This window comes from Sphingomonas sp. R647 (assembly GCF_020177055.1).
Taxonomy (GTDB): domain Bacteria; phylum Pseudomonadota; class Alphaproteobacteria; order Sphingomonadales; family Sphingomonadaceae; genus Sphingomonas.
The window spans coordinates 126,265-138,991 of record NZ_JAIQXT010000007.1 but is presented as its reverse complement, the minus strand read 5'-3'; the positions used below and the strand labels follow the sequence as shown (position 1 = coordinate 138,991).

At 65.9% G+C, this 12,727-nt stretch carries 11 protein-coding genes; 8 read left to right on the top strand and 3 right to left on the bottom strand.

Annotation, left to right across the window (positions count from 1 at the left end; all coding sequences use genetic code 11):
- Positions 1-52 precede the first annotated feature (52 nt).
- The 3 genes from K9B35_RS17805 to K9B35_RS17795 are packed head-to-tail and all read right to left on the bottom strand — an operon-like array spanning position 53 to position 2,216.
- Positions 53-859: a hypothetical protein gene (locus K9B35_RS17805; protein WP_224923341.1), complete on the bottom strand. Its 807-nt coding sequence runs from the start codon at positions 857-859 to the stop codon at positions 53-55.
- Positions 856-1,170, bottom strand: coding sequence for a divalent-cation tolerance protein CutA (gene cutA, locus K9B35_RS17800; RefSeq protein ID WP_224923340.1), 315 nt, complete (start codon positions 1,168-1,170; stop codon positions 856-858). The genes K9B35_RS17805 and cutA overlap by 4 nt, the downstream gene beginning before the upstream one ends.
- Positions 1,167-2,216, bottom strand: coding sequence for a COX15/CtaA family protein (locus K9B35_RS17795; RefSeq protein WP_412103482.1), 1,050 nt, complete (start codon positions 2,214-2,216; stop codon positions 1,167-1,169). Before K9B35_RS17795 ends, cutA begins: the two co-directional genes overlap by 4 nt.
- A 94-nt stretch (positions 2,217-2,310) precedes the next feature.
- On the opposite strand from K9B35_RS17795, the gene K9B35_RS17790 reads away from it, so the two are divergent.
- The 8 genes from K9B35_RS17790 to K9B35_RS17755 all read left to right on the top strand — a co-directional run bounded on the left by K9B35_RS17790 (position 2,311) and on the right by K9B35_RS17755 (position 12,639).
- Positions 2,311-2,694, top strand: a complete 384-nt coding sequence (locus K9B35_RS17790; RefSeq protein WP_224923338.1) for a MerC domain-containing protein — start codon at positions 2,311-2,313, stop codon at positions 2,692-2,694.
- A gap of 43 nt (positions 2,695-2,737) precedes the next feature.
- Positions 2,738-3,196 (top strand): Fur family transcriptional regulator, encoded by a 459-nt coding sequence (locus K9B35_RS17785; RefSeq protein WP_224923337.1) that lies wholly within the window; start codon positions 2,738-2,740, stop codon positions 3,194-3,196.
- A 10-nt stretch (positions 3,197-3,206) separates the two neighbouring features.
- Positions 3,207-3,770: a nicotinamide riboside transporter PnuC gene (pnuC, locus tag K9B35_RS17780; RefSeq protein ID WP_224923336.1), complete on the top strand. Its 564-nt coding sequence runs from the start codon at positions 3,207-3,209 to the stop codon at positions 3,768-3,770.
- Positions 3,767-4,750: an AAA family ATPase gene (locus K9B35_RS17775; protein ID WP_224923335.1), complete on the top strand. Its 984-nt coding sequence runs from the start codon at positions 3,767-3,769 to the stop codon at positions 4,748-4,750. The genes pnuC and K9B35_RS17775 overlap by 4 nt, the downstream gene beginning before the upstream one ends.
- A gap of 111 nt (positions 4,751-4,861) precedes the next feature.
- Positions 4,862-6,781, top strand: coding sequence for a 1-deoxy-D-xylulose-5-phosphate synthase (gene dxs, locus K9B35_RS17770; RefSeq protein ID WP_224923334.1), 1,920 nt, complete (start codon positions 4,862-4,864; stop codon positions 6,779-6,781).
- A 358-nt stretch (positions 6,782-7,139) separates the two neighbouring features.
- Positions 7,140-9,644, top strand: a complete 2,505-nt coding sequence (locus K9B35_RS17765; protein WP_224923333.1) for a TonB-dependent receptor domain-containing protein — start codon at positions 7,140-7,142, stop codon at positions 9,642-9,644.
- A gap of 66 nt (positions 9,645-9,710) precedes the next feature.
- Positions 9,711-11,519, top strand: coding sequence for a methyl-accepting chemotaxis protein (locus K9B35_RS17760; RefSeq protein ID WP_412103481.1), 1,809 nt, complete (start codon positions 9,711-9,713; stop codon positions 11,517-11,519).
- A gap of 79 nt (positions 11,520-11,598) precedes the next feature.
- On the top strand, positions 11,599-12,639 hold the full coding sequence (locus K9B35_RS17755; RefSeq protein WP_224923332.1) for a DUF2332 domain-containing protein: 1,041 nt from the start codon (positions 11,599-11,601) through the stop codon (positions 12,637-12,639).
- Positions 12,640-12,727: the final 88 nt, after the last annotated feature.

Sequence of the window (12,727 nt, the reverse complement as noted above, 5' to 3'; positions counted from 1 at the left end):
TGGCCGGGTGGGGGAGCGGGCCGGTGCCGCAATTCAGCGCAGCTGAATCAAACTAGCGCGTTAGCCGAGTTACCGTCAGCCGTTCGGAGTGCAAGCTGCCATCGGAGGCGAGGGTCTCGACCTGCTCGCGACTTTCGACGACGAGTCCGGTTGCGGGATCGATGCGGCGCAGGGTTTCGAGCGTGATGGTCGCGCTGGCCGTGCCCACTGCGACCGGGCCGGTCGCGCTGACCGATATCTCGATGCCGTCGGGGCGAGACCGCACCGCGCGCAGCCCGTCCAGCTCGGCCTTGCCATAGACCGACGTGGCGGGAACCCGCACCGCGCGGGGCGGGGAGGGGGTCGCCGCCTCGGCGACCAGCTCGGGGGCGATCAGGGGGGTGACCAGTGAGCCGATCATTCGGCGCTGTGCCGCTTCGGGTTGCGTCGCGAGCGTTGCGACGATCGCGCGGACGCGCGCGGCGCGCTTCCGGGTCGCCGGATCGGTGCCGGTCGGGGCCAGCGCCGCCATCCCGTCGGTGACTGCGCGCCAGGTCGCGGGGAGGTCGTCAATGCCGACTACGGCGCCGGCGCGGTCGAGCTGGAGCACCACGGTGCGCCCCGCCAGCCGTTCAAAGCCGGCGCGCAACAGCCCGGCCGGGTCGCTGTCCTCTTCGCCCGGCGCGGCCGCATCCAGCGTCACCGTCACGCGATAGCCGTCCGGTGCCGCCGAGAACCTGACGGTCCGATGCGCAATGAAGCGGCGCGTCGTCGTCCCTTCGGTCCGCACCGTTTCGGTCGTCATCGTCAGCGGCCGGTCGAGCGGCGGCGCGAACACGGGCGCGGCCTGCGTCGCGATCAGCAGCGCGACCGCGATCACCGCGTTTCGGCCCGGACCCAATCCAGAACCGCGTCGCCCGGGGCCACCGGCCAGATTTCGATCACCGGCAGGTCGTAGCTGTGCGCTGCGGCGATGGCATCGGCAAGTTCGCGGGCCAGCTCCGGTGTGGTCTTGAACAAGGCGCGATACTCGTCACCGCGCTCGACCGCGCCCTTCCAGCGATAGATTGAGCGGCACGGCCCCAACAGGTTGACGCAGGCGGTGAGCCGCGCCTCGACCATCGCCTGTCCGATCCGCTCGGCCTCGCCTTCATCGGCGAAGGTCGCGTAGACCAGCGCGATGTCGCTCATGCGCGATAGCCGCGCAGGCGTCGCCCGGTGACATGCAGGCCCCAAGCGGTGGCGATCACCAGCAGCGCCCCGACAAACTGGTGGAGTACGCCCAGCGTGATATCGACCCCGGTCATCACGGTGGCGATGCCGAGCAGGATCTGGACGCCGAAGGCGCTGTGGATCGCCACTGACGCTTCGCGGCTTCCTGCTGCGCGGGCGCGGCGGGCAAGCAGGATTAGCGCGACGACCGCGACCCATGCCCACCAGCGATGAATCCAGTGGATCATCGCGGGATCATTCACCGCCGCATCGAGCAGCGACCGCACCGCCAGCACCTCGGACGGGAAGAACTTACCGTTCATCATCGGCCACTCATTCGTCACCAGACCGGCATTCAGCCCCGCAGTGAACGCGCCATAGAGCATCTGCACGAACAGGATCAGCGCGACGATGGAGCCGAAACCGGTGAGTCGCGCCGGCCGATAGCCGGGATCGCGCGCCAACTGACGCAAATCGAGGATCGTCCAGGTCAGCGTGGCCAGAATGAACAGCGCCAGCAACAGGTGCGCGGCAAGCCGGAAGTGGCTGACGTCGGTGCGCTCGGCCAGACCCGAACTGACCATCCACCAGCCGATCACGCCCTGCAGCCCGCCCAGCACCAGCAGGCCGGTCAGGCGCAGGCCATAGCCCTTGGGAATCGCGCGCTTCCACGCGAACCACAGCAGCGGTGCGGCAAAGGCAAAGCCGATCACGCGCGCCAGCAGGCGATGGATATACTCCCAGAAATAGATGAACTTGAACGCAGCCAGGCTCATCCCCTGATTGATCTGCTGATATTCCGGGATCTGTTTATACTTGTCGAACTCGGCCAGCCACGCCGCTTCGGAAAGCGGCGGAAGGATGCCTGAAACGACCTTCCATTCGGTGATCGACAGCCCCGATTCGGTCAGGCGCGTGATGCCCCCGACGACGACGATCAGGACGATCATGATGGCGACGACCGTCAGCCAATTGGCGATGGCGCGCGGGCGGATGGGATGGCGGAATTCGGACACGGAATCCATGTACCCGCCCGTAACCACAAATGCCAGACGGGGCACCTGTCCCCCGGTGCATGTGATGTTGTAACTTTTCTGGCGGCGATCTATATGCTGGGTCATGCAGCCGGCTATCGCCCCCCGATTCTGGGAACAGATCGACACGCGCTTCGATCGCTTCGCGATCGGGCTGTCGAGCTTGTGTCTGGCGCATTGTCTCGCGACGACGGTGCTGCTGGCGCTCGCGTCGGCGGCGGGGTCGCTGATGCATCCGCTGATTCACGAAGTCGGGCTGGTCGCCGCGATCCTGTTCGGGATCGTCGCGCTGGGCCGTGGCATCATGAAGCATGGCTATATGATGCCGGCCGCGGTCGGTGCATTCGGCCTTGGCATCATGGCGGGCGCGCTGACGCTGGAGCATGGCGGGCCGGAGATCGTGTGGACGGTGATCGGCGTTGCGATCCTCGCCCTCGGCCACGATCTCAACCGCCGCGCTACGTACTGAGCGCGCGCTTGCTGCGAAGCGTTCGCGCGCCTACATTTCACCCATGCACGCGCACGATCATCACGAACATCATGGCTCCGACCTGACCGTCGCCGCCCAGGCCACTCTGGAAAAGGCGGGCGAGCAATGGACGACGATGCGCGCATCGATTTTCGAGGTGCTGGCCGGGTTCGACAAACCCGCATCCGCCTATGACATTGCCGAGGCGGTGTCGAAGCGGGAAGGGCGGCGGGTCGCGGCGAACAGCGTTTATCGCATTCTCGACCTGTTCGTGACGTCGAACCTCGCGCGGCGGGTCGAAAGCGCCAACGCCTATGTCGCCAACGCGCATCCCGACTGTCTGCACGACTGCATCTTCCTGGTGTGCGATTCGTGCGGCAATACCACGCATCTCGATGATGATACGATCACCCGCACCGTCCGTTCAGCCGCGAAAGGTGCGGGCTTCTCACCCGTGCGCCCGGTGATCGAGGTGCGCGGCAAATGCGCCGACTGCGACTGAAGCCACCAAGTTGAACCCGGTCGAGCTTGCCGCGGCGGCGCTGGGGCTGATCAATGTCGCGCTGGTGGCGCGGCGCAGCCTGTGGAACTACCCGTTCGGCATCGCGATGGTCGCGCTCTACTTCTTCGTGTTCGCCGACGCGAAGCTGTACAGCGACGCGCTGCTCCAAATCTTCTTCCTCGTCATCCAACTCTATGGCTGGTGGAACTGGAGCCGCAGCGATCGGGTGGATGATGGCATCGCCGTGACCCGGCTCGACTATCCTGCGCGCGTCGGCTGGATCGCCGGCACCGCGCTGGCGAGCATCGCATGGGGCGCGGCGATGGCGCGCTTTACCGATGCCGCCGCACCCTATGCCGATGCCGCAGTGGCGGGGATGAGCGTCGCGGCGCAAATCCTGCAGTCGCAGCGCCGCGTCGAAAGCTGGCTGTTGTGGATCGCGGTCGATATCGTCGGGGTCGGGCTGTTCTGGAGCCGCGGGCTGTATCCAACCGCAATCCTCTACGCGATCTTCCTCGGCATGGCAGTGTGGGGCCTGTTCGCCTGGCGCGCGAAGATGGACGTGGCGCGGTGACTCGCGGCTTCCTGCTCGGCAAGTTCATGCCGCCGCATGCCGGGCATTTGACGCTCGCGCGCGCGGCGCGGGCGATGGTCGATCGGCTGACGGTGCTGGTGTGCTGGCTACCCGACGACCCCATTCCCGGCGAATTGCGGCTGGCATGGATGCGCGAGCTGCTTCCAGATTGCGATGTGATCGGCCACGGCGCGCCGGTGCCGCAGGCTCCGGACGAGAGCCCCGATTTCTGGCCGATCTGGCGCGAAATCGTGCGCACGGCGCATCCCGATCCGATCGACCTGCTATTCGCGGGTGAGGATTATGGCAAGCGCCTTGCCGAAGAGGTCGGCGGGCTGTTCGTGCCGCTGGGCGGACGGATCATGGCGGCTGACCCGCATGGAATTGGCGGCCTGTCGGGCAGTGCAGTGCGCGCCGACCCTTGGGCGCATGCCGCCTTCCTGCCCGGCCCGGTGCGCGCGCATTACACGCGCACCGTCGTGCTGCACGGCGTCGAAAGCACCGGCAAGTCGGTGCTGGCCGAGCGGCTGGCGCGGCATTTCGACAGCGTCTGGGTCCCCGAATATGGCCGCGCGCAGGCCGAAGTGCATGGCGTCGACATGGACGCCGCAGACCTGACGTTGATCGGCGCGGCGCAGAGCGCGACGATCGCGGCGTGGAAGCATTGGGCGACGCGCTACCTGTTCGCTGACACGGATGCACTGATGACGGCGGCTTGGGCGCGGATGATGCTGGGCGACGCACCCAATGCGCTGATGCAGCACCCGCGCGCCGACCTCTACCTCCTGCTCGAACCCGATGTCGCGTGGATCGACGACGGCACGCGTATTTATGGAACCGACGCGAGTCGGGGGCAGTTCGCACGCCTGTGCCGCGATGTGCTCGACGAGTCCGGGGTGCGCTGGATCGCGATTCGTGGTGACTGGGACGCACGCTTCGATGCGGCGGTGGCCGCAGTCGAGGCACTCGGCCGCGATTGACGCTGCGTCACCGCCATTTTTCACCCATCGCTCAGCTTTTGCTCATGACCTTTCATGGCCAGCGGTGTCAGGCGTTGGACAGGTTCAACGCGCTGGAGTAAATGCGGTCGAATGTCTGAACTTCCCACGACGCCGCTGCTCGACACGGTCGACACGCCCCACGACCTGCGCAAGCTCAAGCCGTCGCAATTGCGCCAGCTCGCCGATGAGCTGCGCGCCGAAACGATCAGTGCGGTCGGCACGACCGGGGGCCATCTCGGCTCTGGCCTCGGCGTAGTCGAACTGACGGTCGCGATTCACTACGTATTCAACACACCCGACGACCGGCTGGTGTGGGACGTTGGCCACCAATGTTATCCGCACAAGATCCTGACCGGGCGCCGCGACCGCATCCGCACGCTGCGCATGGGCGGCGGGCTGTCGGGGTTCACCAAGCGCGCCGAGAGCGAATATGACCCGTTCGGCGCAGCGCACAGCTCCACCTCGATCTCTGCCGCGCTCGGTTTTGCGATGGCGAACAAGTTGGCGGGGACGCCGGGCAAGGGCATCGCGGTGATCGGCGACGGCGCGATGAGCGCGGGCATGGCCTATGAGGCGATGAATAACGCCGAACAGGCCGGCAATCGCCTGATCGTCATCCTCAACGACAATGACATGTCGATCGCGCCGCCCGTCGGTGGGCTGTCGGCCTATCTCGCCCGCGTCGTCTCCAGCTCGGAATATCTCGGGCTGCGCAACCTCGCCAAGAAAATCACCGGCAAGATTTCGCGCCGTCTGACCAGCGCTGCATCGAAGGCCGAGGAATATGCCCGCGGCATGGCGACCGGCGGCACCTTGTTTGAGGAACTGGGCTTTTATTATGTCGGCCCGATCGACGGCCATAATCTCGACCACCTGATCCCCGTGCTCGAGAATGTCCGCGACGCCAAGGAAGGCCCGGTGCTGATCCACGTCGTGACGCAAAAGGGCAAGGGCTATGGCCCGGCCGAGGCGGCGGCGGACAAATATCACGGCGTCCAGAAGTTCGACGTCATCACCGGCACCCAGGCCAAGGCGCCCCCGGGACCGCCCGCCTATCAGAATGTGTTCGGCGAAACGCTGGCGAAGCTCGCCGAGACCGATCCACGCATCTGCGCGATCACGGCGGCGATGCCCGGTGGCACCGGGGTGGATAAGTTCGCCAAGGCGCATCCTGAGCGCAGCTTTGACGTCGGCATCGCCGAACAGCATGCCGTGACCTTCGCCGCGGGCCTTGCGGCACAGGGGATGCGCCCGTTCTGTGCGATCTACTCGACCTTCCTCCAGCGCGCTTACGATCAGGTCGTCCACGACGTCGCGATCCAGAACCTGCCGGTGCGGTTCGCGATCGACCGCGCGGGGCTGGTGGGTGCCGATGGCTGCACCCATGCCGGCAGCTTCGATGTCACCTATCTCGCCTCGCTGCCCAATTTCGTGGTGATGGCCCCCGCCGATGAGGCGGAGCTGGCGCATATGACGCGCACCGCCGTCGAACATGATTCGGGGCCGATCGCGCTGCGCTACCCGCGCGGCAATGGCGTCGGCGTCGAGATGCCCGCCGAGCCGCAGGTGCTGGAGATCGGCAAGGGCCGGATCGTGCGTGAGGGCAAGAAGGTCGCCATCCTCTCGCTCGGCACCCGCCTCGCCGAAGCACTCAAGGCCGCCGAAGCGCTCGAGGCCAAGGGACTGTCGACCACGGTCGCCGACCTGCGCTTTGCCAAGCCGCTGGACGAGGCGATGATCCGCCGCCTGCTCACCACGCATGAAGTGGCGGTGACGATCGAGGAGAATGCGGTCGGCGGCCTCGGCGCGCATGTGCTGACGATGGCGAGCGACGAGGGGCTGATCGATGCGGGGCTGAAGCTGCGCACGATGCGCCTGCCCGATCGCTTCCAGGATCAGGACAAGCCCGAACTGCAATATGACGAGGCGGGGCTCAACGCACCACACATCGTCGATACGGTGCTCAAGGCGCTGCGCTGGAACGAGGCTGAGGTCGGCGCGACCGCCTGATCCCGCTTACGGACGTCTGTCGATAAGCCCCGCGTGCCCTCCGCGCGGGGCTTTCGTGCGTCTGAGCGCCGCAAGCGTTGATTAAGTCGTGAAGGTCTCCCGGACAAAAGCCGGCGATTCCTCATTTCAGCGACTCACCTGAAGACAATCCAACGCCGCGATACGTCCGGCGTTCACCATCTTGTTCGTACGCGCTGCGCCGGCACGACTGCAAAGATTCATGCGCGCCGCCGCCCAGCCCTTCTGCCGTCTCCTATCATAGCTGCGACGCTCCACCGTATTCCTGCGGCGGTGCGCACACATGGAAAAACGCCCGGACGCGATCCGGGTAAAATCTTCAAGGGTGGGCAAGCTACGCATGAATAAGCATCTTCTTCTCTTCGCAGCGGCACCGCTGGCGCTGATCGCACCGGCCGCCGCAGCAAAGACCGTCACCGTAGAGGCGGACACCGCGCCAACCGCCGCCGAACCGGCTGCGCAGAAGGAAGTTGAGCGCGAGGTCTTCACGACCGGCGTCGCCAAGGGCCGCGACCCGCTCGACAGCGCGACCTCGACCAGCGTGCTCAAGGCAGGCGAGATCGAGAAGCTTGGCGCGCGTAGCCTGTCGGAAGTGTTGCGCAACATCCCGGGCATCCGCACCGAAAGCTCGACTGGCGAGGGCAATTCCAACTACACGATCCGCGGCCTTCCGCTCGCTTCGGGCGGGTCGAAGTATATGCAGATTCAGGAAGACGGTCTGCCCGTCCTTGAATTCAGCGACATCTTCAACGTCGCGTCGGACATCTTCATCCGCTACGATTTCAACATCGGGCAGGTCGAGGCGATCCGTGGCGGCTCGGCATCGACCTTCGTGTCGAATTCGCCCGGCGGCGTAATCAACCTGATCTCCAGGACCGGTGATACCGAAGGCGGCGCAGTCGCGTTCACCACCGGCATCGGCTACGATTCCAATCGCCTCGATTTCGACTATGGCATGAAGCTCAGCGATACGCTGCGCATGCATATCGGCGGCTTCTATCGCGTCGGCGAAGGTCCGCGCGACGTCGGCTTCACCGCGTACAAGGGCGGCCAGCTCAAGTTCAACGTCACCAAGGACTTCGCCGGCGGCTATGTGCGCCTGCACGGCAAGTGGCTCGACGACCGCTCGCCGCAATATGTGACCGTTCCGGTCCAGATCACCGGCACTAACGACAACCCCGAATATGCGTCGTTCGCCAATTTCGACGTGCGCCGCGATTCGATGCTGTCGAGCAACATCACCGGCCTGGTGACGCGTGATGGCAACAACAACCCCACCGCCTACAGCACCAGCGAGGGCATGCACGCCAAGGTCAAGTCGATCGGCCTGGAATCGCAGTTCGATCTGGGCGGCTGGACGATTACCGAGCGCTTCCGCTACTCGGCGATCTCGGGCAGCACGCTGCGCAACCAGATCTTCTCGCTGTTCTCGGGCGCTGCCCTTCCCGCTACGGCGGGTGGCGCTGGCGGCACGCTGAGCTATGCCAACGGCCCCAATGCCGGTCAGGTGATCGCCAACCCGGCCAACCTCAACGGCAACGGCGTCGTCGGCAACATGCTGCTGATCCGGGTCAACGCCAACTCGCTCGACAATGTCAGCAACGACCTGCGCGCGACCCGCGTGTGGAATGTCGGTGGCGGCAAGCTGACCACGACTGCGGGCGTGTACAAGTCGCTCCAGACGATCGACACGACCTGGCTCTACACCAACACCTACCAGGATGCGCTGGGTGGTGGTCAGTCGTCGCTGCTGAACGCGCGCGACGCGTCGGGCACGCCGATCACCCAGGACGGCTATGTCGCGTTCGACCTCAACGTCGGCGGGATCCCGGGACAATATCGTCGCGCCTTTGACGTCGATTACAATGTCACGGCACCCTATGGCTCGCTCAACTTCCATGTCGGTCCGGTCGCGATCGGCGGCAGCGTGCGCTATGACATCGGCAAGGTGCGCGGGCGCCTGTTCGGCAGCGATTTGGGCGGCGGCCGTGTCGGCACCAACCCCTTTGACTTCAACAATGATGGCGTGATTTCCGCCGCCGAAGCGCGCACCGGTGCGCTGCCGCTGTCGCGGCCGGCTCCGGTCAATTACGACTATGACTATGTGAGCTATTCGACCGGCATCAACTGGCGCATTTCCGAGCCGCTCGCGGTCTTCGCCCGCTACAGCAAGGGTGCCCGCGCCGGTGCCGACAAGATCCTGTTCACTCCGTCGGTCAGTTCGGTCGATGGCAGCCTGGTCGAGCCGGGTGCAGCCTATGACACCGTCACCCAGCTGGAAGGCGGCTTCAAGTATCGCGCGGCGAATGCCACGCTCAACGTCACCGGCTTCCTCGCCGACACGACCGATCGCAACATTCAGGGCGGTACCGGCCTTGAAATCCTGCGCGAATATCGGGCCTATGGCGCCGAGGTCGAGGCAAGCTATCGCACCGGTCCGTTCAGCGTCACCGGTGGCCTGACCTACACCAGTGCGGAAATCCGCTCGGACAGCCGGGTTCCGACGATCAACGGCAACACGCCGCGTCACCAGCCTGACTTCATCTTCCAGCTGACCCCGCAATATGACTCCGAACTGGCGACGGTCGGGTTCAACGTCGTGGGCACCACCAGCAGCTATGCCCAGGACACCAACGGGCTGAAGATGCCGGGCTTCACCGTGGTCAACGCGTTCCTTCAGTATCGTCCGATCGATCGGGTCCAGCTGATGCTGAACGTCAACAACCTGTTCGACACGATCGGCTTCTACGACATCGCCCAGAACGCCGTTCCGGCCAATGGCCTCGGCTGGGGTCGCGCGATCAACGGTCGTACCGTGTCCACGTCGCTGCGTTTCGACTTCTAATGGGTTGGGGTCGGTGCGCCGCGCGCGTGCCGACCCCTTTGGGTTCCGCGGAGTTCGGATGGTCCTATGAATATGCTGAAATCGCTGAAAATCCCACGAAAGCTGGGGCTGTCCTTCCTGATCATCTGTGCGTCGGCAGCGGCGATGATGGCGGTGTTCTTCTCGAACATCTCGATGATCCGGTCGGTCACCGACGCCAATACGGCGGCGCAGAGCCGTTATGCCAAGGCGCTGGCGCTCGAAACCGCGTTGCTGCGGCAGAACAGCCAGATGCGCGGCTATCTCGTCACCGGCGACAAGACCTACCTCAAATCCTATGAGGAAGGGCGCGTCGACTATGACAAGGCGTCCGCAGAGCTTGAGGCGGAGCTGACCGATCCCAAGCTGATCGAAGCGGTTCAGACCTCGCGCAAGGAAACGCTCGACTGGCGCACCAAATGGGGCGACCGGCTGATCAAGCGCGTCGATGGCGGCGATCTTGCCGGCGCCCAGGCCGAAGTGCAGGGCGCGGGCAAGGCGGTGCTGGTCAGCGCCGCGGTGCTGCCGCTGCGCGACGTGCGCGACGCCGAAATGGCGGCGATCGAGGAGGGCTCGGCAACGCAGGAATCGGCGATGGACACCGCGACGACGGTGCTGATCGTCGGCGGGATTGCGTTGATCACGCTCGCTATCGCCCTTGCCTGGCTGCTCAGCCGCGCGATTGCGACGCCGATCTCGGCGCTCACCGGGACGATGAGCACGCTCGCATCGGGTCGCAATAACGTCGATGTCGACGGCACTGACCGTTCCGACGAACTGGGCGACATGGCGCGCGCCGTGCTCGTCTTCCGTGACGCCGCGATCGCCAAGCAGGCGACCGATGCCGCGGCGGCGAAGGCCGAGGCGGAGCAGAAGATGGTGGTCGAGATCGTCTCGGCACAGCTGTCCGATCTCGCCGGCGGCAATCTGACCGCCACGATCGACGCCGATTTCCCGGCGGACTACGCGGCGGTGAAGGCCAATTTCAACGCTGCCGTTGCCAGCCTGCGCGGGTTGATCGCGTCGGTGATGGAGGCGACCACGTCGATCCATTCCGGATCGGGCCGGATCGCCGAAGCTTCCGAGGATCTGGCGCGCCGGACCGAGGCGAATGCCGCGAGCCTAGAGGAAACGTCCGCCGCGATCGTCCAGATGGACCAGCGGCTCAAGACCACCGCTGCAGCGGCGGGCCAGACGGTCGAGCGCGCGAACGGCGCGATCGGCACCGTCGCCAATGGTCGTGCTGTCGCCGAAAGTGCGGTGGGCGCAATGGGCCGGGTCGCCGAAAGCGCCAAGGGCATCGACAGCGTGATCGAGGGGCTCGACAAGATCGCGTTCCAGACGCGCGTCCTTGCCATGAACGCCGCGGTTGAGGCGGGCCGTGCGGGCGAAGCGGGACGGGGCTTTGCCGTCGTCGCCGATCTCGTCTCCGCGCTCGCGATGCGTGCCGAGGAAGAGGCCGGGCGTGCGCGTGACCAGCTCACCGCAACGCAGACTGACATCGTCGCCGCCGTCCAGATGGTGCAAAAGGTCGACAGCGCACTGGTCGATATCTCGACCGATGTGAACGAGGTCCACTCGCTGCTCGACAAGATCGCGCAGGATAACCACGCCCAGTCGTTTGCGATTACCGAGGTCAGCTCCGCGATCGGCATGATGGACCAGACCACCCGTCAGACCAGTGCGATGGTCGAGCAGAGCTCGAACGCAGCGCGTGAACTGGCGAACGAAGTGACGCATCTCGCCGATCAGGCCGGCCAGTTCACCGTCGGCGCGGACGGCGGGCGCAGCCCGGTCCATGCGATGCACAATCGCCTCGCCCAGACGATGGGTGCGGATGTGTGGGACGCGGCGTGATCGAAGCGGGCCGTGGCGACGTCCGCGGCCCGTCTTCAGTATTGAGTAAAGCCGCGTCCGCGCGGTTGGGGGAAGTCGCATGAACATGATGACGCGCGTCGGTTCGCAGGGGGAGCTGCGGCGCCAGTCTCGGGTCATCCGCGCGCTCGGGTCCGAGTTCGTCGCTTCGGTGCTGGAGGCGGGGGACCGCCAGCTGCACCGTGCGCCACTGACTGCTGCACTGATTGACGGCTGGCCCGACGATCCGTCGGCGGCCGCGCTGGCGATGCGGTTCAACGCCGCCCTGCACGCGCTGGCACGGCGTGGCGATGTCGCCGACCTGACCGCGCTCTACCAGCGTGAGCATGACGATTTCGACCGCGCGATCGGTGCGGCGCTTGCCACGCATGACAGCTTCATCGTGCGCTGGATGCATGCGCCGACCCAGACTAACGAAGTCGCACGTGCCGCAGGATTCGCAGCAGCGCTGATGGCACTGCGCGCGCGCATCGACATGCCGGTCGAACTGCTGGAGCTCGGGTCGAGCTGCGGGCTCAACCTAAACCTTGCTCGCTATCGCTATGAGCTGGGCGAGGTGGTGGCGGGGGATCCCGAGGCGCCGGTGCGGATCGCGCCGGAATGGCGCGGGATGATCCCGGTGGTCGCGCCGATCGACGTCATCCAGGCGCGCGGGGTCGATCTCAACCCGCTCGACGCCAATGACCGGCGCGCACGCGAGCGGCTGTTGTCGTTCGTCTGGGCCGATCAGCCGCGGCGGATCGAGCGGCTCAAGGCTGCGCTGCGGCTGGCGCGCGCGCACCCGCCGGCACTGACCCGCGCCGACGCAACGCTGTGGCTGCCCGAGCAGCTCGCCGCGCCACAGGCCGAGGGCGTGTGCCGCGTCGTGTTTCATTCGATGGTGATCCAGTATCTCGGCGGCGCTGCCCGGGCCGCAGTGGTCGATGCGATCCATGCTGCCGGTGCCCGCGCCACCGATGCCTGCCCGCTGGCGTGGCTCAGCCTCGAATGGACGCCGGGGCGCGAGCGCGTCGAGCTGGCGCTGACCTGCTGGCCCGATGGGGCGCGGCGCGTGCTTGCCACCTGCCACCCCTATGGCGACTGGTTCGACTGGCACGGTTGAACCGCCGCGTGATTCCGCGCAGCATTTCCTGACGACTGGCGTATCGCGGCATCTTGCGCGCGACGTACTTTAGTGCGTAGGTAGCGCT

Bases quoted from the DNA above. Each gene is read 5' to 3' on its own strand.
- cutA (WP_224923340.1), bottom strand. From the start codon at position 1,170: ATGAGCGACATCGCGCTGGTCTACGCGACCTTCGCCGATGAAGGCGAG.
- K9B35_RS17795 (WP_412103482.1), bottom strand. From the start codon at position 2,216: ATGGATTCCGTGTCCGAATTCCGCCATCCCATCCGCCCGCGCGCCATC.
- K9B35_RS17790 (WP_224923338.1), top strand. From the start codon at position 2,311: ATGCAGCCGGCTATCGCCCCCCGATTCTGGGAACAGATCGACACGCGC.
- K9B35_RS17785 (WP_224923337.1), top strand. From the start codon at position 2,738: ATGCACGCGCACGATCATCACGAACATCATGGCTCCGACCTGACCGTC.
- dxs (WP_224923334.1), top strand. From the start codon at position 4,862: ATGTCTGAACTTCCCACGACGCCGCTGCTCGACACGGTCGACACGCCC.
- K9B35_RS17765 (WP_224923333.1), top strand. From the start codon at position 7,140: ATGAATAAGCATCTTCTTCTCTTCGCAGCGGCACCGCTGGCGCTGATC.
- K9B35_RS17760 (WP_412103481.1), top strand. From the start codon at position 9,711: ATGAATATGCTGAAATCGCTGAAAATCCCACGAAAGCTGGGGCTGTCC.
- K9B35_RS17755 (WP_224923332.1), top strand. From the start codon at position 11,599: ATGAACATGATGACGCGCGTCGGTTCGCAGGGGGAGCTGCGGCGCCAG.